This is a genomic window from Bradyrhizobium sp. CCBAU 11357 (assembly GCF_028128865.1).
GTDB lineage: Bacteria > Pseudomonadota > Alphaproteobacteria > Rhizobiales > Xanthobacteraceae > Bradyrhizobium.
In genome coordinates this window covers 58813-78977 of sequence record NZ_LBJW01000008.1, presented here as the reverse complement: position 1 = coordinate 78977, position 20165 = coordinate 58813, and the positions used below count along the sequence as shown (strand labels likewise).

Genomic DNA, 20165 nt, shown 5'->3' with positions numbered 1-20165 from the left:
AAGCGGACTAGATTTGCTCAGCCTGAGTACTTCGCAGTTTGACCCAGAGCCGACTCCGCATCCCTCGGGTGCGCTGACCTTTCACAGCGCCCAGTGAGATTTTGAGCTAGGTTAAAATACAATGGTGCTCTGCGGAGAACCGGGCCAGGAGGCCCCCATGAACGTCGCGGCTTGGCTGCACGGTCTTGGGCTGGGGCAATACGAGCAATCGTTCCGCGAGAACGACATTGACGCCGAGGTCCTCGCCCACTTAACGGCCGACGATCTGATCGGGATGGGCGTCGCCTCGGTCGGGCACCGCCGCAAGCTGCTTGCCGCGATCGCCGCCTTGCGTGATCGATCGGCGCAGGCAGGCCGGGGCGCGGCATCGATATCGCAGGCGGCTTCGCCCCTACCTGAGGCCGAGCGGCGTCAGGTGACGGTCCTGTTTGCGGACCTCGCCGGCTACACGAAGCTTGCCGACGAGCTCGACGCTGAGGAAGTCCACGCCCTCCTCGAACGCTTCTTCAACCTTGCCGACGCGAGCGTCGTCAATCACGGCGGGACCGTGGACAAGCACATCGGCGACTGCGTGATGGCGGTCTTCGGGGCCCCAGTGGCCTATGGTAATGACCCCGAGCGATGCGTCCGAGCTGCCCTCGACATCGGGCGCCGCCTGCCCATGCTTGCAGTCGAGCTCGGCCGTCCGATTGACGTTCACATCGGCATTGCCAGTGGCGAAGTCGTGGCGAGCGGCACCGGTAGCGCGCGCCACCTTGAGTATACGGTCACCGGGGACTCCGTGAACCTCGCCTCGCGCTTGACGGATCAGGCGCCTGCGGGAGAGATCCTAATTTCGGATTCAGTCCACCGTGCACTTGCCGAACGGATCGACTGCTCGGAGGTCGGCGAGCTCGCCATCCAAGGGTTTGCGAAGCCGGTGAGGGCATGGCGACTGCGCGGCTTTCGCGAGCCGGCCCGCTTGGGCCGTCGGGCCTTTGTTGGACGACGCCGGGAACTGCGGCAGCTTGAAGCGACGCTAGCGCAGTGTCGGGACACGGGACACGGCCGGGTGATCTACATCCGCGGGGAGGCCGGTATCGGCAAGACCCGCCTGCTCGAGCAGTTGCAGGCGAAGGCAGAGAAGGAAAACTTCGCCTGCCACAGTGGACTAGTGCTCGACTTTGGAATGGGCTCCGGCCAGGACGCAATCTGCTCATTCGTCCGCAGCCTGCTCGGTCTATCGGGCGGGAGCAGCCGGGAAGAGATCGAGGCAACGGCCGAGAACGCCGTCAAGGACGGCATGCTTGCTGGCGAGCGGCGGGTATATCTGAACGATCTCCTGAACCTGCCGCAACCGACCGAGCTGCGCACGCTCTATGATGCAATGGACAACGCCGCCCGACACCGTGGCAAGCGGGCGACCGTCGCCGAACTCGTCACCGGCGCGAGCGGCCGTCGTCCTCGCCTGCTAGCGATTGAGGATCTGCACTGGGCTGACCAGACGACTCTCGATCATTTGGCGAATCTCGCCGAAACGGTCCCTCGATGTCCGGCGCTCCTGGTCATGACCTCGCGGATCGAGCGGGATCCGCTCGACGAGCCGTTGCGCCCGACAATTGCCGGCCGGTTAACTGTGACGATCGATCTCGGCCCGCTCCAGCCGAGCGAATCCAACCGGCTCGCGGGGGCCTATCTCGATGCACTAGGTGAGCTTGCCAAGCACTGCATCGAACGGGCCGCTGGCAATCCGCTATTTCTGGAGCAGCTGTTGCGGCATGCCGAGGAGAGCGCCGCGGGCGGCGTACCGGGGTCGATCCGGAGTCTGGTGCAGGCTCGCTTGGATCGGATCGCGTTGCTTGATAAGCGGGCACTGCAAGCAGCGTCGGTCCTCGGCCAGCGCTTCACTGTCGAAGCGTTGGGAGCTCTGCTCGACCAGCCCGGGTATGATTGCGCCGATTTGGTACGGCATCTCCTGGTACGCCCGCAGGGCGATCACTTCCTCTTCGCCCACGCGTTGATTCAGGAGGGCGTCTACGACACGCTGCTGAGGAGCCGCCGCCGCGACTTGCACCGGCGAGCGGCAGATTGGTTCAGGAGCCGTGACCTGACGTTGTGCGCACAGCATCTCGACCGGGCTGAGGATGAGGGTGCCCCACGAGCCTACCTGGAAGCGGCCCACGCGGAGGCAGCGAAGTACCGGACCGAACAGGCGCTGCGTCTTGTCGACCGCGGGCTTGCCCTGGCTCGGAAGCGAAGCGATGTGAGCGCGCTGTCCCTGCGCCGGGGTGAGATCCTGCACGACCTCGGTTTAATCCCGGAATCGATTGCTGCTTTCGAGCAGGCGCTGGCTGTTGCCGACGTCGATATCGAGCGGTGCCAAGCCTGGATTGGGCTCGCCGCCGGGTTGCGGGTGACCGATCGTTTTGACGAGGCTTTCGCGATACTGGACAAGGCTGCAGCTGCGACGGGTATCGACGACCTCGCGGAGCGCGCGCGCATCCACCACCTGCGCGGCAATCTCTGTTTCCCGCTTGGAAGATTCGTCGAGTGCATGAAGGAGCATGAGCGGGCGCTCAACTGCGCAAGAGCAGCCAATTGGCCAGAGATGGAGGCTCGTGCACTTGGCGGCTTGGGCGATGCCGAGTACGCGCGCGGCCGGATGGCCAGCGCGTATCAGCACTTCAGCGGATGCGCGGAGCTGTCGCGCGCCTCAGGCGCCGGCCGCATCGAAGTCGCCAACCTCAGCATGGTCGCGCATACCCAGGTGTATCTCAATGATTTCTCTGACGCGCTTGAGACAATGCAGGCCGCGATCGAGTTGGCGACCCGGGTAGGGCATCACCGGGCGGAAATCATCGCCCACAACGCGGCATGCAACGTGTTTCGCACGACCGGCGAATTTAGACGTGCAAAGATGCATGCCGAGCGGACGCTGACCCTGTCCCGGCAGCTTGGTGCCAAACGATTCGAGGCGGTGAGCCTCAATGATCTGGCCATGGTCGCTCGCGCAGAAACGAGCAGGACAGAGGCGATGAACTTACTGCACCGCGCCCTGACGATTAGCCGCGAGACCGGGCTCACTTTCGTTGGGCCGTGGATCCTCGGCTACCTTGCAGTCACGACTGAGGATCCGATCGAGCGTCGGGCCGCGCTGATCGAAGGCGAGGAAATCCTCAGCAAAGGCGCAGTGAGCCACAATCACTTGTGGTTCTTCCGATACGCGATCGATGCATCGTTGGACGCGCAAGATTGGAAGGCCGCAGAGCACTACAGTACGGCGCTCGAGAATTATACACGGCCGGAGCCGTTGCCCTGGGCCAACTTCTTTGTCCGATATGGACGCGCCATTGGTCGACATGGCCGGTGCGGACAGGAGAGGACATCCACGTTGGACGGCGTGCTGGCTGAGGCCCAGCGGCTTGGCATACGTCCTGCAGTCGCACGTTTGCGCGAATTTTCCAGCCCCGACCCCCCAGCAAGAAACGTGATGTGAGTGTAGACGGATTTTTGGGGGGCCGCTCCGCGAATGGAACGCCGATTATGACGCTGTGGCCAGAGGTGGTCATTCATTACTAGTCAGCTCATGATGCTGTGGACGGCTCCTCCACCGGCACGAGAGTGCCAAGGAGTGGGTGCCGTTTTAAGGCTCCCACGATTCGGAGGAGCAGCCTATGCAGTCAATTTCGACGATTGGCCTTGATATTGCGAAGTCGGTCTTCCAAGTGCACGGCGTTGATGCAGCCGGCCAGGTGGTCTTACGCCGTCAGTTGAGGCGTCGCCACGTCTTGGCGTTTTTCCAGAAGTTGCCGCCATGCCTGGTGGGGATCGAAGCTTGCGCATCATCGCACCATTGGTCCCGTGAATTGCAGGCGTTGGGGCATACGGTGCGGTTGATGCCTCCGGCCTATGTGAAGCCCTACGTCAAGCGGCAGAAGAACGACGCTACGGACGCGGAGGCGATCTGTGAAGCGGTGACGAGGCCCAACATGCGGTTCGTGCCGACCAAGACAGTTGAGCAACAGAGCTGTCTGATGCTTCACCGAGCGCGCCACCTCTTCATCCGCCAGCAGACCGCGATCACAACTCGATCCGCGCCTATCTTGCCGAGTTCGGGATTGTCGCCCCTGTTGGGCGGCGAGGCGTCGAGCAACTGCTGGAAGTCGTCGCCGATAAAGCCGAAGACCGAGTCCCGGAGGTCGCCCGGATGTGCCTTGCTGCTCTTGGCGGTCAATTGCGCGCGCTGAAGGCCCAGATCCTGGAGTTCGACCGCCGCATCATCGCCTGGCATCGATCAAACACGACGAGCAAGCGGCTGGACGCGATCCCTGGCGTCGGTCCGGCGCTGGCAACAGCGCTGGTCGCCAGCATTGCCGATCCCAAAGCCTTCCGATCCGGGCGGGACTTCTCGGCCTGGGTTGGTCTCGTGCCAAAGCAGAGTTCGAGCGGGGGCAAAGACAAGCTTGGCAGCATCAGCAAGCAGGGCGATCGCTACTTGCGTAGCCTGTTCACGGCTGGCGCGCTCGCCGTAATCCGCTACGCCAAGATCCACGGCACCGATCATCGGCCATGGCTCACGCGATTGTTGACCCGGCGGCCCACCAAGGTCGCGGCCATCGCGCTTGCCAACAAGCTCGCCAGGATGGCCTGGGCGATGATGGCGAGGAACGAACGCTACCAGGAACCGGCCGCGCTGGCGGCCTAAAGAGATCGCGCCGACATCGCCGGCGTGACGTAACGGTTGGGAGGGCGAACAGCACGTAATGCAGTGCCGGTCGATCCGGCGATCAGGACACCCCACTTGGGCCATCGCATCTCGAATGCGTGCTTTTGACCGGGACCTGATCCGCGGAGGGCATTATGGCCAGCGGTCATGGGTACCGCGCAAACAGGCCGAACACATGGCTGCTCCGACCAATCCTGCGACGTGAAGATTCTCCTTGCCAACCCGGAGCCGTCCACACATGGCCCATCGCGTCACATTGCATCGCCGCACCAACTCGGTAGCTTCGGGACGAAGCCGACATCAAAGGGTGAGCAAGATCGGCCGGACCGGTCGCGTTTGACCCGAAACGCACATCGCGGCCGCACCTGGCGTGACCCTGGGTTCCCCCAGTCGCGCCGGTACTTACGGGTGGGCGGCAGCCAAATTCTCCACCGAATTTCGCTAGCCTGACGCGGAATGAGGTGCGACACTCGCGCCGCGCGGTTTGTCACGCAGTAGGCCACCATGGCTGACATCCCGGCCACTCATTATGTCAAAAGTGACGACGTCCATATTGCCTATCAGGTGATGGGCGACGGTCCGCGCGACCTGCTGTTCGTCCCAGGTTTTGTCTCCAATGTCGAAGCGCTCTGGCAATCGCCGGCACGCGCTTCCTTTTTCCGCAAGCTTGCAACGTTTGCGCGGGTCATCACGTTCGACAAGCGCGGCACCGGAATGTCCGATCGCGGTTCCCAGATCTTCACGCTTGAACAGCGGATGCACGACGTGCAGGCGGTGCTGGACCAGGTTGGTTCTCAGCGGGCCACCTTGTTTGGCGTGTCCGAGGGCGGTCCGATGTCGCTGCTCTATGCAGCTACGTATCCCGAACGCACGTCAGCTCTGGTGCTTTGTGGCACTTATGCGCGACGCTCGTGGGCCCCTGACTACGCATTCGCGTGGACCGATGCGCAGTGGAGCGCTTTCCTCGATGACATTGAGCACCATTGGGGTTCGGCAGATGCGATGAGTTTGCTGATGTGGGCGCCTAGCCTCGCTGGCAATAAGCAGGCACTTGAGCAAACTGCCGCCTACTTCAGGGCCTCGGCAAGCCCAGGCGCGGCATCGGCGATCATGCGCATGAACCGGGAGATCGATGTCAGGGACATCCTGCCCGTGACGCGTGTGCCGACCTTGATTTTGCATCGCACCGATGAGCGCGTCATTGACGTGAAGCATGCGCGCTACATGGCGCAGCAGATTCCTTGCGCCAAACTGATTGAGCTCAGCGGTCAGGACCATATGGTCTGGGTTGGCGATCAGGATGCAATTATCAATGAGGTCGAAGAGTTCGTCACCGGGCATCGGCAAGCAGCGGAGCCGGACAGGGTGCTTGCAACTGTGCTGTTTGTCGACATTGCGGGATCGACGGAGCGCGCGGCCGCTCTCGGCGACGGCGCCTGGCGCGTGCTGCTGGATGCGTTCTATGCCAAAGCTCGGGGCGTGCTCGGCCAGTATCGCGGCCGCGAAGTCAATACCGCCGGCGACGGTTTCCTTGCCACGTTCGATGGCCCTGCGCGCGCTGTGCGTTGCGCCAGCGCAATCGGCGACGCGGTGCGCCCACTCGATCTGAAGGTCCGTTGCGGTTTGCATACCGGCGAGTGCGAATTCGTCGCTCACGATATTGTTGGCATTGCCGTGCATATTGGTGCACGTGTGGCGGCGCTAGCTGCCCCGGGTGAAGTTCTGGTCTCACAGGCGGTTCGCGATCTCGTGGCAGGCTCCGGATTGACGTTTGAGGAGCGCGGCCGCCACATTCTCAAAGGCGTGCCCGACAAATGGCGTCTGTTCCGTGCGGTAACGACCTAGCACGTCTTCACCCGTCATGCGGTCAACGCACCGATGACCGCTTTTGGCCCCTGGCCGACTTTTACTCCCGGCCTCGCAAGTGTCCGCTTCCGAGAGCTGAGCGGAATAGCATCGCGGATCTGCCCAGGTCAGCCTTTGATAGCAGTCATTTCTCTAGACAGGCCGCCTCGCCGGGGAAATGATGGAGCGCTAGGCGAACTGGGGCCGCCGTCATGGACCTGGGAGGTTGGCTGCGGAGGCTTGGCCTCGAACAATATGAGGCAGCATTCCGCGAGAATGAGATCGACGATACAGTCCTGCCGAACCTGACGGCCGAGGACTTGAAGGACCTTGGTGTCGGAATTGTCGGGCATCGCCGTAAGCTGCTCGACGCGATCGCCGCCTTGCGTGCTGAAGCGGGCACAGCGGCGCCCCTATCCCACGCTTCTTGGGCAACGTGCAAAACCGCCAAGGACACCGCCGAGCGCCGCCAGGTCACCGTGATGTTCTCGGACCTAGTCGGTTCGACGTCGCTCTCGGCACGTATGGACCCAGAGGACCTGCGCGAGATCATTTCGGCGTATCAAACGTGCATCACCGATACGGTACGCCGCTTCGGGGGCTTCGTTGCGAAGTATATGGGCGACGGCGTGCTGATCTATTTCGGCTACCCGCAGGCTCACGAGGACGACGCCGAGCGAGCCGTTCGCGCAGGATTGGAAGCGATTGGCGCGGTTGGTGCGCTTGAGTTTTCAGTTCCGCTGCAAACCCGCATCGGTATCGCGACGGGCCTGGTTGTCGTCGGCGACTTAATTGGCACGGGATCGTCACAGGAGCAGGCGATCGTCGGCGAGACCCCCAATCTTGCTGCACGGCTTCAGAGCGTCGCCCAACCGAACGCGGTGATCATAGCTGAGGGCACGCGGAGACTGCTCGGGAATCTCTTCGAATTGGCGGACCTTGGGTTGCAGGAGCTCAAGGGCATCGATGCGCCGGCGCGAGCCTGGGCAGTGCTACAAGTGAGTTCGGTGGAAAGCCGTTTCGAGGCGCTCCACGGAAGTGCGCTGACCGAACTAGTCGGACGGCAAGAAGAACTCGATCTGCTGCTACGGCGATGGCGGCGCGCGGCGAGCGGTGAAGGTCAGGTCGTACTGCTTGCTGGCGAGCCAGGTATCGGCAAGTCGCGATTGATAGCGGCGCTCCAGGAGCGACTTCAAATCGAGCTGCACACCAGCCTTAGGTACTTTTGCTCACCGCAGCGCGTCGACAGTGCATTCTATCCGGTGGTTACGCAGCTGGAGCGTGCTGCCGGATTCTTGCGCGAAGATTCGCCCGAGGCGCAGCTTGACAAATTGGCGACGCTGTTAGCGCCAGCCTCATCGCTGCAAGAGGATCAAGCCTTGCTGGCTGAGCTGCTATCGATCCCGTTTAAAGGTCGTTTTCTGCCTCTCCAGCTTACGCCCAGAGGAAAAAAGGAAAAAACTTTCGAGGCGTTGCTTCGGCAGCTCAAGGGTCTAGCGCAGCAACGACCGGTGCTGATGCTCTTTGAGGACGTGCACTGGATCGATCCCAGCTCGCGCGAACTGCTCGACCTTGTAGTCGAGCGGGTCCAGCATCTACCGGTGTTGCTCGTTGTTACATTCCGTCCCGAGTTCGAGCGGATCTGGACCGGGCAGGCGCACGTCACAATGCTGTCGCTTAGCCGGCTCGACCGGCGCGACGGCGCTGCGTTGGTTCAGCAGCTCATCGGCGAGGGGACGCTAGCGGGTGATGTTGTTTCTGAGATTGTCGAGCGCACGGATGGGGTGCCGCTATTCCTCGAGGAGCTGACAAAGGCGGTGCTGGAGGCAGATGACCGCGGCGCCAGAACCGCGCTCTCGCATGCTTCGAGCACCGCGCTTACCGTTCCGGCCACTCTGCACGCTTCACTGATGGCACGTCTTGATCGGCTCGGTTCATCCGCCAAAGAGGTGGCGCAGGTGGGCGCGGCCATCGGTCGGGAGTTCTCCTACGAACTATTACGTGCCGTCGCGCAGCGGAACTCAGCTGAGCTGGATGAAGCGCTGGATCAGCTGGTATCTGCCGAACTGATTTTCCAGCGCGGAATGCCACCAGACGCGGAATACAGCTTTAAGCACGCCTTGGTGCAGGATGCGGCCTATGGCACGCTGCTGCGGGGAGCCCGTCACAAGCTACATGCACGCATTGGCAAAGCGCTCGAACAGCTCTTTCCCGAGCGTTCCAGCATCGAACCCGAGCTGTTGGCGCACCATTTCGCGAAGGCCGGACAGGCAGATATCGCCATCTCATACTGGTTGAAGGCTGGGCGGCGTGCGGCAGAGCGCTCCGCAGACGAGGAGGCTGTGCGTCATCTCAGACGGGGCCTGGAGCTGCTATTGACGCTGCCGGATTCGACGCAGAAGGATCAGCGGGAACTCGAATTTCAGCTCGCTTTGGGCACGCCCTTGGCGGCTCAGCATGGGTATGGCAACCCACTCGTCGGGTCTGCACGAAATCGCGCGATTGTCCTGTGTGAAAGGCTAGGCGACACGGAGCACCTGTTGCCGAGCCTCTACGGGCAGTATGCCTATTGCATAGCGAGCGGCAGGATCCCGAAGGCACTTGAGTATTCGCATCGCTGCCAATCGCTGGCCGCGCACACCGGCGACCGCCTGGCGCGACTGATCGCGCATCGCGCAATGGGCGCGACGCTGCTTGAAATGGGCGAGTTCGAGGCCGCGAAAGCACAGCTGGAACAGATCCTTGCAATCGACAGGGTCGAAATGGACCAAGCTCTTTCGGTGCTTTATCTCGCGGATCCGCACGCGTCAGGTCTTGCCTATCTGGCACTGAGCCTATGGGCCTTGGGCTACCCCGACCAGGCAGTCACAGCACGTCAACAGGCATTTGAACATGCCATCAGCGCAAATCACGCGAACACGAGCGGCATCGTTGGTATCTATGCTGGCGCAGAGTTGTCCGTGTTGCTCGGCAGGATGGCCGAGGTCAAGAATTACTGCGAAAACCTGAACGCACAACTTGGATCGCGCGCGCCGCTCTGGGCCATTAGTTGCGGTCAAATACTGAGTGGTTGGACAGTCGGGTGTACAGAGCAGCTGGAAGACGGCATTGCTCTAATGAAACAGGGAATACATGCCGCCGAACAACAGGTTCGGTTTCATTCTCCGCACTACCATTCACTCCTTGCGGTCCTGCAAGCACGCGCAGGGGATATGCAGGGTAGCCTGAGCGCGATCAGAAAAGCCACCGAGCTGATAGCCGAAACAGGCGAATATCTCTGGCAGGCCGACGTGCTCAGAATTGAAGGCGAGCTCAGATTGCTTTTCGGAGCATCCATGGACGCGGAAACAAGCCTTATTCGAGCTCTGGAACTCGCCCGCAAGCAGCGGGCAAGATCGTTCGAGCTGCGCATCGCTATGAGCATGGCGCGGCTCTGGCGCGATCGAGGCAACGGAAACGAGGGCCGCGAGCTGCTCACGCCGATCTACGACTGGTTCAACGAAGGGTTCGATACCGGCGATTTGAAGGAAGCGAAGGCTCTGCTCGAGGAACTCACGTGAAAGGCGAAGACCTGCGACTTCCGGTGATCGCCCATCACTGCCGCTTCCCACGACCGAGAATATGTCGGCTGTCAGGGGGAGACCGGGTCTAACTTAAGCCGGGCCAGATCGCCGCGATTGACCCGAAGCGGACATCTACGTTGGGATCATCGGTGTTAGGAAAGAATAGTTGCTAGCCGTTCACCTTGTAGTCGGCGATGGCTCCTTGGCCCTCTGACGAAGCCAGCAGTCAATGCGTGGATCCTTTTTGGTGTGGTCGTGCACGCAACAATTCATGATCGCGATCATCGATACCATCGCCATAATTTCAGCGAGCAAGCACTGCCACGAGGTGCCCGTCATTTTTCCGGTCAAGGGCCCTTCGTGATATTTTTCCGCGGAAGACGAGCCATGAGACTCGTCGGCTTCGGAGGAAGACATGAACAACACATGGGCCGTCCTTGCGGGGACGATGATCTCAGCTGCAACGTTCTCGACCGCCACCTTGGCCCAACCTCCGCCTCCGTCCAACTGTGTCACCCAGAACGTGGGCGTGCCGCCCAACGCTAACACGTCGGACAAAGGGGCGCCGTTCTTCATCGACACGACCGGCCTCGACTTCCAAACCAAGCCGCCGACCCGCGATCCCAAGAGCGCGAACTATCCGCCCGCGACCGAACTTGCGGACGGCACGCTGCCGCCGGCCGGCGCGGAGGGAAACTTCATCATCGGCCCGACACATAATCCGGCGCCCGAGACGATCGCAAAGGAGGGCGTGCCGAAAGGCACCATCACGACGTTCACACGGTCGTCCAAGGACAGCGTGATCTACAACCCCGGCCTGATCCGTGACGACGTACCCGGCTGCGGCAACTCTTCGATCATGAGCACGACGACGGTGTCGGGCGACAAATCCAACATGATCGTCACCACCAGCCATCCCGGCACATGGACCCGTAATATCGAGGTCTATGTGCCGGCGAACTATGTCCGGGGCACAGAGATCCCGTTCATCGTGCTCGGCGACGGCGGCTCCACCGCCTGGAAGGACATAAACACGACGCTGGATAATCTGATCGCGCAGCGTCGCGTGCCGCCGATGGTGTCGATCCAGGTCGGCAATGGCGGACAGGACGCACAAGGCGCGCAGCGTGGGCGCGAATACGACACTGTGTCGGGCACCTACGCGCAATTCATCGAGCGTGAGGTATTGCCGCTGGTCGAAGAGAAGGCCGGCGTGAGGCTGACGAAAAATCCCGATGGGCGCGCCACCATGGGGTTGAGCTCGAGCGGCACTGCGGCTTTCACCATGGCGTGGTTTCATCCCGAGCTGTATCGCCGGGTGCTGGCCTATTCGCCAACCATGGTGAACCAGCAATGGCCGTGGAATCCGGCGTTGCGCGGCGGCGCCTGGGAATATCACAGCGCGTGGGCGGGGCCGGCCGGTCCCAACCTGATCGTGAAGGCAGGCCAGCTGACGCCGTCGAATCAGCCGACCGGCGCGCCGCTGATCCCGGGTTCCCCGACAAAACCGATCCGCTACTGGTTCGAGATGGGCGATCAGGACCTGTTCTATCCCAATCCGACAATTCCCGACGGCATGCACGACTGGACGCTGTCCGCCGCGCTCATGGCAAAAGTGCTGGCGGAGAAAGGCTATCACTATCAGTACCTGTTTGCGCGCAACGCCAAGCATGTCGATCGCCCGACAGTGGTGCAGACGCTGCCTTCGGCGCTGGAATGGCTGTGGAAGGGCTATCCGATTCCGTGAGGTCTAGCCACGTAAGTAAGGGCGAGAAGCCCGGCGATCTTCCAACCGAGCAGGCAAGCAAATTCACTCTGGTGATCAATCACAACCGCAAAGACGCTTGGCATAGCCGTGCCTCCGACCTCGCTGACGAAGTGATCGAATAGCGCGCTGATGTCCGAGTTTGAGCCAATTCGGACATTCGGTCGCAGCATCGGAAGCCAATTGTTCGCCATCTCTCACCCGGCGATCCCGCAAAGGTGCTAGGCTTTAGACATCGATGAGGTATTCCTCTTGCGACGGCGCGATTTCATCACGTTTTTTGGGGGAGCGGCGGCAACATGGCCGCTTGTCGCGCATGCGCAGAAATCGCTGCCTCGGATTGGGTGGCTGGTATTTGGCGATGCTGAAAGATTGGGACCAGTCGATCAGTCGCTGAAGGACGCACTCGCGCAAGCCGGGATCCTCGATGGGCGCAACGTCGAAATCGTCTTCCGCTATGCCAACGGATTGCCGGATCGACTTGTGGAATTGGCCACTGAACTTGTCGCGCAAAGGCCCACTCTTCTGCTCGCCATTGGCGGTGATGTTATCAAGCCACTGTTTGAGGCAAGTAAGGGTAGCGTACCCATCGTCGGTGGCGTTAGCGATAACCCGATCCGGTCGGGAATTGCCGTGTCTCTTGCTCGACCAAGTAAGAACTTCACCGGGATCACGTTTCTTACTGATGAAATGGCAGCGAAGCGGATAGAATTGCTCAAGCAAGTGGCCCCGAACGTCAGGAAGGTTGGCGTGATATTTAATCCCCAGCATTTCGATGACGAAGTGACTTTTGCTCGGCGCGGCGCCGAATCACTCGACCTTGAGCTAACCGCCTACCCGTTAAATGTGATCGCCGATCTCGACACCGCGCTAAAGGGGGTGGAAGCAAGCCGCGCTGATGCCTTGCTCGTCATTTCTTCACGTTTGACTGGCGTTGTTGCCGCTAAAATCGCGCAATACGGCCAGGAGCATCGTCTTCCCGTGATTGCGTCGTGGCGGGAATTCGCAGATAGCGGTGCCTTGCTGTCCTATGGTCCGAGCCGAAGTTTTGAGGCAAAACGTCTGGTGGGCTATGTGAAAAAAATCTTAAACGGGGAGAAGCCGGCAGATTTGCCGATCGAGCAACCTGTGAAATTCGAGCTTGTTATCAATCTCAAAACTGCCAAGGTCATCGGGCTCACGGTACCGCCTTCATTGCTCGGCCGCGCCGACGATGTGATTGAATGAGGCCGTTGACGACTTCAACGCAAGAGTCCGTTTGTGGCCCATCGCTTCCGTCAGGGGCGTAGCAGCGAGTTGTCCGGAGGCGGGGGCAAACCGGCAGCGCCCGACCGCTGGTCAAATCGGCGCTCTTGGGCCAAGCCGTCATCTTGATCGCGCGAGCACTTTGAGCCCCTATCGAAGTGCTAGTCTGACCCGCTATGATGTCGGTTTGAGCAGGGGAAATGGGCATGAGGCGGCGGGAATTTTTGATCCCAGCGAACATGGATTATTTCATTCAATCTCACCCCAAGAGAGTACGTACGCTAGCCAAATGGCTCGGCGTGATTGCTGCCGTTGTTTGGCTGAATCAACATATTGCCAGCGCTCAGGGGTTGTTTGCTGCTGCTACAAGCGCAAAGGATCTGACGTTTCCCGATTCGCCGTCCGCTAGCCCAGCAGACGGTTCACGCATGGTCTTGCTCAAACCGAAGGGAGCGGGACCGTTTCCTGCTATGGTCCTGCACCACCAATGCGCCGGTCTGCGCACCAAAGGCGGCCCGAACAGGTCGATGGGCGCCTGGGCGCAAGCTGCGGTTCAGCAAGGCTTCGTAGTGCTTTTGATAGATTCCCTGGGACCTCGCGACGTCGATATGGTGTGTTTGGAAGTGAAGAAGGGCGTTAACTTTCCGCGCGGCGTACGCGATGCTCTTCAGGCTGCTGATCACCTACGAGCCCTTCCATTCGTCGACAAGCAACGAGTCGCCCACGTAGGGTTTTCCTGGGGTGCAATGGTCGCGCTGCTGGGCAGCAGCAGCAATTGGCGAGCAGCTGCGCCAGGAAGTGAGGCATTTACAGCAGCTGTGGCGATGTATCCCGGTTGCTTCTCAATCCGACCCAAAGCAGGCCCTCCATATGAAATCGTTCAGACCAAGATTGACCGTCCTACTCTGGTCTTGATGGGCGATAAGGATACCGAAACGCCGCCTGAAGAATGTATTCCCAAACTTCAAGCGGCAAAGAACGCAGGTGCACCCGTTGAGTGGTACACCTTACCGAATGCCACGCATTGTTGGGACTGTCAGCACCTGAACGGATTCTCAAAGATCGATTTTCGTGGCTCTAAAGTGATCTACAGATACGATCTAAGCGCAACCCACGAGGCGCGGCGACGAATCTTCGCGTTTCTGGAGAAAACCTGGGACACCGGCCGCTGACAGTGCCCGGCTTGCTGCAAGCCTTACACTATTCCAATCGGAATACGCTTCTTCGCTCTCACGATGTCAACTGTTGGCCCATTGCCGACGTCTTCCCTGGCCGAGTTCTTCCATAACATCGAATTTGGCTGCGCTTGCGGGGACCGTTATCTGAAGAAGAGGATCGGGCAATAGAAACCTCAGCTCCATGGCCATGGAGGAGCGGTACATACAACGGGGGTCCTTACACCAGCCGCCTATTGTCTGGAGCGATCATGCGTCACCCGCTCCTGCACAGTCTTCTGATTCTCATTTCGCCAATCAGGTCTTTCTTGCCGTGGTACGCCCGGCAACACGCATCGGAAATTCCGGTGTTCGCCGTGCAAAAGTTGGCGTCGAGGGCGGACAACCGCTGCATCGTATCCTCCGGTGTAGGGTCCGCCTCAAACCTCCAGCCATTCCTTTCGAATCGACGCGTTGTTCGTCAGGTCCGAAGGTGTGCCCTCGAATACGATGCGACCGTGTCCCATGACGTAGAGGCGGTGTGATATCCGCATGGCGATCGAGAGCTTCTGCTCCACGAGCAAAATAGCAACCCCGCGGCGCGCGATTTCCGCGATCACGTCGCCGACCTGATGGACGATCAGGGGCGCCAGTCCTTCGGTCGGCTCATCGATCATGATCAGTTCGGGGTCGCCCATCAGCGTGCGGCACATTGTCAGCATCTGCTTCTCGCCACCGGACATCACGCCGGCCGCGGTATCCGCACGCGCCGCGAGATTGGGAAACATTTGTAGCATGTCATCCATCCGCCATTTGCCGGGCTTGCGCGGATCCTTGATGCCGAGCATCAGGTTCTGGCGTACGGTGAGGCTTGGAAAGATATCGCGGTTCTCTGGAACGTAGCCGAGGCCAAGACGGGCAATTTGGAAGCTTTGCATCCCGGCGATGTCAGTTCCTTTGAAGCGGATGGTGCCCTGCGGCGGCACTTCCCCCATGATGGCCTTGACGGTGGTGGAACGGCCGACACCGTTTCGGCCGAGCAGCCTCACGACCTCACCCGCTTCGATCTTGAGATCGACGCCCTGGAGGATGTGGCTTTTACCGTAGTAGGCGTGGAGATTTTCGACGTCGAGCATCAGGCGGCCTCCTCTCCGAGATAGGCTTCCCTGACCTTTGGATCGGATCGGATCTGCTCCGGCGTTCCCGTCGCGATCACCCGGCCGTAGACGAGCACCGAAATGCGATCGGCCAGCCCGAATACGACGCTCATGTCGTGTTCCACGATCATCAACGTTCGTCCTTCGGTGAGACGTCGGATTAGCCTGACGGCGCGCTCGGTCTCAGCGTGGCTCATTCCCGCGGTCGGCTCGTCGAGCAGGATGACATCTGCGCCGCCAGCAACCGTGATGCCGATTTCGAGGGCGCGTTGCTCCGCATAGGTCAGGAGCCCCGCAGGTACATCTCGCCGCGCCGCGAGGCCGATGTCAGACAGAATTTCCGCGGTCCGGTCGCGAACTTCCGGAAGATTGTCGATGTTCTTCCAGAATGAGTAGCGGTGGCCGGCGGTCCAGAGCACGGCGCATCGCAGGTTCTCCCACACGCTCATATTGGTGAAGACGTTGGTGACCTGGAAGCTTCGGCACAATCCGCGCCGATTGATCTGATAGGGCGGCAATCCGGAAATCAGCTCTCCGCGAAGCTTCACCGCCCCTGACGTCGGCGTGATATACCCGGTGATCAGATTAAAGGTGGTCGATTTGCCGGCGCCGTTGGGGCCGATTAATGCATGCCGCTCGCCTTGCGCCACGCTTAGATTTAGGTCGCGTATGATCGTGATGTTGCCGAAACTCTTTTGGACATCCTTGATCTCGATGGCGGGTGCGGTCATGTGGAGTGTCCCTTGTCACGCGCCGCCGCCATCGCTTCATCCCAGGCATGCGCGAGCCGGATCCATGTCTTGCGCGCGAAGTAAAATCCGGCAACGACCAGCACGAGGGCGACGAGCCAGGTGATTGTGCTGGATGCATTGAAGCTTATGCCAACCGCCCTGATATTCGGGTCTTCGCCCGGGTTCACGGTGTGATGAACGACGGTTTCGATGGCGAGAACGAGGCCTGCGATTATCGCAAGCGTCGGAACGAGCGAGATCAAGTAGTACGGTACCACCTTTGCCAGCGTGCCGCCCTTGAGCAGCGGGCGGTGCATCATCAGGAGTCCCGTGATGCCGCCGGGCGCAAAGGTCACGACCGCAATGAAAAACAGGCCGAAGTAGAGTTGCCAGACCGACGTCAGATCGCTCAGGCCGAGTGACAATGCAGTCACGAATATGGCCCCGACAATCGGTCCGATGAAATAGCCGACCCCGCCGATATAGGTTGAGAACAGCACCGTGCCAGACTGGACCGCGCCGAGATAGGCCGAGTTGGCGATTTCGAAGTTGATTGCGGCAAGCGCGCCAGCGATGCCGGCAAAGAAGCCGGCGAAGCAAAAGGCCAGATAGCGGATGACATGGGGGTCGTAGCCGACAAACTGAACGCGCTCCGGATTGTCGCGCACCGCGTTGCACATGCGGCCGGCGTGCGGGTCAGCGCATACATCGCGGTGATGGCGATCACGGTCCACGCTGCCACGAGATAGTAGATCTAAATCTGGGGACCGAAATTCCAGTCGAAGAATCGAATCAACTTGGTGCGATTTGCCGAGATGCCGGCTTCGCCGCCAAAGAACGTGCGCAGGATAAGGGCTGAGGACGCGATCAGTTCGGCAACGCCCAGCGAGATCATCGCGAATGCCGTTCCGCTGCGCTGGGTCGAAACCCAGCCGAGCAGCGCGGCGAAGAACAGGCCGGTCATGCCTCCGATCAAGGAAACGAACGGCAGGGGGATCGGCAGCTTGTTGGCGCCGATCAAATTGATGGCATGTATGGCCAGAAATCCGCCGAGGCCGTAGTAGACCGCGTGCCCGAAGGACAGCAGTCCGGTCTGGCCGAGCAGGATGTTGTAGGACAGCGAAAAGATGATCGAGATGCCAATCAGGCTGAACGTCGTCAGCGCGCCGCCCGAACCGAACAGCCTCGGCAGTACCAGCAGCAGCAGCACTGTGGCAGCCCAGAGGCCATAGAACTTTATCCTCTCGCTGGGCTGAGGGTAGGGTGGTGCGACGCGTGAGGCTAGCTCGGTCATGTTTCGCGCGTTCCCAACAGGCCCATCGGGCGAAAGGTCAGAATCAGCACCAGCAGCACATACGGCATGATCGGCGCGATCTGGGCGACCGTGACGTCCCAGATGTCCGAAAGCCAGCTTTGGGCGTAGTCTGGACTTAGCGGACCGAACGCGCCGGCGAGCGAGCCGTTCATCGAGACCGCAAAGGTCTGGACGAGACCGATCAGCAGCGACGCCACGAATGCGCCCGGCAGCGAGCCGAGCCCGCCGACGACCACGACAACGAACAGGATCGGTCCAAGGAGGGTTGCCATGTTCGACTGCGTCACCAGGGCAGGACCGGCGATCACGCCGGCGACCGCGGCGAGCGCCGTGCCGACGCCGAACACCAGCATGAAGACGCGCTCAACGTTGTGGCCGAGATGCGCGACCATGTGCGGATGGGTGAGGGCCGCCTGAACGATCAGGCCGACGCGCGACTTCTTGAGAACAACCAGCAGGCCGACGAAGATCGCGATCGACACCAATAGCATGAACATTTTGTAGGCGGGGTAGTTGGTTGAGAAGATGCTGAATGCTGGAAAATCCAGGGATGGCGGAATGCGAAAGTCGACCGGGCTCTTGCCCCAGATCATCTGCACCACTTCCTCGATCGCGAAGGCGAGGCCGAAGGTGAACAAGAGCTCGGCGACGTGACCATTGCGGTGCACCCGGCGCAGGCCAAATCGCTCGACTGCGGCTCCGAGCGCGCCGGCCAGCAGTGGGGCGATGAAGAGGGCTGGCCAGAAGCCGACCCAGGGCTGATCTGGAAACCGAAGAACGCGCCGAGCATGTAGAAACTCGCATGCGCGAAATTGAGCACGCCAAGCATGCTGAAGATGACCGTGAGGCCGCTGGCCATCAGAAACAGCAGCATTCCGAACAGGATGCCGTTGAGCGTGGAAGTAATGATAAGTTCAAACACGACACACCACCCCCCGGGGGATGAACCGACTTCGCCCCGGCGATCACCAGAGCGAAGTCACTCTGCGCGGTAACGCCGGTCAGTTCGGGCGTTCCATCTTGCAGTTGGTAGGAAGCACGGTCTGGTCTGTGTCGATCTTCGCCGCCAGCTTCCAACCCCAGCCCGTCTTCTCTTCGTCGAACGGCTCCTTCTCGGTGCGGTCACCGAAGGAGGCGATGTACATCGGCTGGAAGAACTGATGATCGTCCTTCCGCATCATGCCCTTGCCGCCGTCGTAGACTTCGAATTGCATTCCTTCGAGCGCGGCTGCGACCTTGACCGGATCGAGTGATTTGGCCTTGTCCGCCGCGGCTGCAAACTTCCGCATCTCGTTGACGGCACGCGGGTAGAACAGGCTGAAATTGTATTTCGCGCGCAGGGCCCTTTCAAAGGCGTCTGCGGAGGGATAGCCGAGATTCGGAATCCCCTCCGCGATCTGGAAGACCTGGTGATTGAGGTTCGCCTGCTTAATCGCGGTGGGACCACCAGTTCCGCCGGCATAATAGGTGTACCAGTTCACCTTCAGCCCCGCATCGGCAGCAGCCTTGAGAAGCAGCGCGAAATCTTGTCCCCCGTTGCCGGTGATGACGGTGTCAGCATCGGACGCCTTGATCTTCGCAATATAGGGTGCGAAGTCGGTGATTTTCAGCAGGGGATGCAGTTCGTCACCGACGATCTGGATGTCAGGTCGTTTCGCCTTCAGCATGGTCTTGGCCGCCGAGCGAACCGACTCGCCGAACGAATAGTCCTGATTGATCAGGTAGATTTTTTTGATCGATGCAACACTCTTCATGTAGTTCGTCAGCGCTTCCATCTTGATGTCGGATTCGCATCCCAGCGGAAATGCCAGAAGCTGCATTTTGCGTTGGTGAGGACCGGATCGACCGCGGCGTAGTTGAAGTACAGGACCTCCTTGCCGGGGTTGCGATCATTGTACTTGGTTATGAAGTCAGTGAGCGCGCCTGCAACCGACGATCCATTGCCTTGGGTGATGTAGCGCACGCCGGCGTCGATCGCCTTCTGCGCCTGGATCAGACTTTCCTGGGGATTGGTCTTGTTGTCGAAGGGAACGATCTCGACTTTCTTGCCGAGAATGCCGCCCTTGGCGTTCAGCTCCTCGGCGAGGAATTGAAAGGTCTTGAGGCCAACTTCCCCGATGCTGGCTCCGCCGCCCGAGAGCGGGTCGATGTAGCCTATCTTGACGGTCTCTTGCGCAAAAGCGACTCCGCCGAGCATTGGCAGCAAGGCTGCAAGCATCATCCAACGGCGCATAGCACTCCTCCCTCCTGATCGATCTTTTTTCGAAGGCCTATAAAAATCGCCAACCGCAAAAAATAGACCGGAAGACGAGCGCCTTCTCTTTCAGGAGTGTTGTCCAATCATCCTGAAGCCCCAAGCGAATAAATGAAATCGCCGTTTGAACGCCGAGAGAGGTGGAGTGGCAGGCGGCTGCAGCTGGTATCCCAGCCGGGCCGCAGGGCCCGACTGCGTGCCAATTGACGGCGGTGCCGGGGAATTGGTCGTTCGCGATGCTGGCAATTCGCTGGGCGAGCCTGTCAAAGAATATTATTGGAAAAGATCCGCGGTTCGTGCTCGCTGCTAGCGGACACGTTGCCGGGTGCTCAATCCGCCTGCCCGCAACAAGCGCAGCCACTGGCTGAACGATGATCTGAACTGCGAGGCGAACGATTGGCTGGAGAAGGCCGGAGAAGCCGGGCAGCTGG

Annotated in this window: 8 protein-coding genes and 4 pseudogenes; 7 read left to right on the top strand and 5 right to left on the bottom strand. The window is 60.5% G+C overall.

Annotated features, from left to right (window positions below):
* The first annotated feature begins 157 nt into the window (after positions 1–157).
* The 7 genes and pseudogenes from XI05_RS01470 to XI05_RS01440 all read left to right on the top strand — a co-directional run bounded on the left by XI05_RS01470 (position 158) and on the right by XI05_RS01440 (position 14295).
* On the top strand, positions 158–3475 hold the full coding sequence (locus XI05_RS01470) for an adenylate/guanylate cyclase domain-containing protein (protein ID WP_271498208.1): 3318 nt from the start codon (positions 158–160) through the stop codon (positions 3473–3475).
* Positions 3476–3653: 178 nt separating this feature from the next.
* A pseudogene (locus tag XI05_RS01465) lies at positions 3654–4684 on the top strand (IS110 family transposase).
* A 525-nt stretch (positions 4685–5209) separates the two neighbouring features.
* Positions 5210–6550: an adenylate/guanylate cyclase domain-containing protein gene (locus tag XI05_RS01460; protein ID WP_271498206.1), complete on the top strand. Its 1341-nt coding sequence runs from the start codon at positions 5210–5212 to the stop codon at positions 6548–6550.
* A gap of 212 nt (positions 6551–6762) precedes the next feature.
* A complete protein-coding gene (locus XI05_RS01455) occupies positions 6763–10110 on the top strand; it encodes an adenylate/guanylate cyclase domain-containing protein (RefSeq protein ID WP_271498204.1) in 3348 nt (1115 codons plus the stop codon).
* Between the two features lie 418 nt (positions 10111–10528).
* Entirely contained in the window at positions 10529–11860 is a 1332-nt protein-coding gene (locus tag XI05_RS01450; protein ID WP_271498202.1) for an alpha/beta hydrolase, read from the top strand.
* Positions 11861–12130: 270 nt separating this feature from the next.
* On the top strand, positions 12131–13105 hold the full coding sequence (locus tag XI05_RS01445) for an ABC transporter substrate-binding protein (RefSeq protein ID WP_271498200.1): 975 nt from the start codon (positions 12131–12133) through the stop codon (positions 13103–13105).
* 224 nt (positions 13106–13329) lie between these two features.
* Entirely contained in the window at positions 13330–14295 is a 966-nt protein-coding gene (locus XI05_RS01440) for a dienelactone hydrolase family protein (RefSeq protein ID WP_271498198.1), read from the top strand.
* 422 nt (positions 14296–14717) lie between these two features.
* Here the strand turns inward: XI05_RS01440 and XI05_RS01435 are convergent, their stop codons facing one another.
* The 5 genes and pseudogenes from XI05_RS01435 to XI05_RS01415 form a co-directional block, all read right to left on the bottom strand.
* Positions 14718–15413, bottom strand: a complete 696-nt coding sequence (locus XI05_RS01435) for an ABC transporter ATP-binding protein (protein WP_271498196.1) — start codon at positions 15411–15413, stop codon at positions 14718–14720.
* On the bottom strand, positions 15413–16165 hold the full coding sequence (locus XI05_RS01430; RefSeq protein WP_271498194.1) for an ABC transporter ATP-binding protein: 753 nt from the start codon (positions 16163–16165) through the stop codon (positions 15413–15415). The genes XI05_RS01435 and XI05_RS01430 overlap by 1 nt, the downstream gene beginning before the upstream one ends.
* Positions 16162–17459, bottom strand: a pseudogene (locus XI05_RS01425) (branched-chain amino acid ABC transporter permease). Before XI05_RS01425 ends, XI05_RS01430 begins: the two are co-directional and overlap by 4 nt.
* Positions 17456–18402, bottom strand: a pseudogene (locus XI05_RS01420) (branched-chain amino acid ABC transporter permease). Before XI05_RS01420 ends, XI05_RS01425 begins: the two co-directional pseudogenes overlap by 4 nt.
* Before the next feature lie 79 nt (positions 18403–18481).
* Positions 18482–19677: pseudogene (locus XI05_RS01415) on the bottom strand (branched-chain amino acid ABC transporter substrate-binding protein).
* Between the last annotated feature and the right edge of the window lie 488 nt (positions 19678–20165).

Excerpts from the sequence above, each read along its gene's own strand:
- XI05_RS01455 (WP_271498204.1), top strand. The coding sequence starts at position 6,763 with ATGGACCTGGGAGGTTGGCTGCGGAGGCTTGGCCTCGAACAATATGAG.
- XI05_RS01460 (WP_271498206.1), top strand. The coding sequence starts at position 5,210 with ATGGCTGACATCCCGGCCACTCATTATGTCAAAAGTGACGACGTCCAT.
- XI05_RS01440 (WP_271498198.1), top strand. The coding sequence starts at position 13,330 with ATGAGGCGGCGGGAATTTTTGATCCCAGCGAACATGGATTATTTCATT.
- XI05_RS01430 (WP_271498194.1), bottom strand. The coding sequence starts at position 16,165 with ATGACCGCACCCGCCATCGAGATCAAGGATGTCCAAAAGAGTTTCGGC.
- XI05_RS01450 (WP_271498202.1), top strand. The coding sequence starts at position 10,529 with ATGAACAACACATGGGCCGTCCTTGCGGGGACGATGATCTCAGCTGCA.
- XI05_RS01435 (WP_271498196.1), bottom strand. The coding sequence starts at position 15,413 with ATGCTCGACGTCGAAAATCTCCACGCCTACTACGGTAAAAGCCACATC.
- XI05_RS01470 (WP_271498208.1), top strand. The coding sequence starts at position 158 with ATGAACGTCGCGGCTTGGCTGCACGGTCTTGGGCTGGGGCAATACGAG.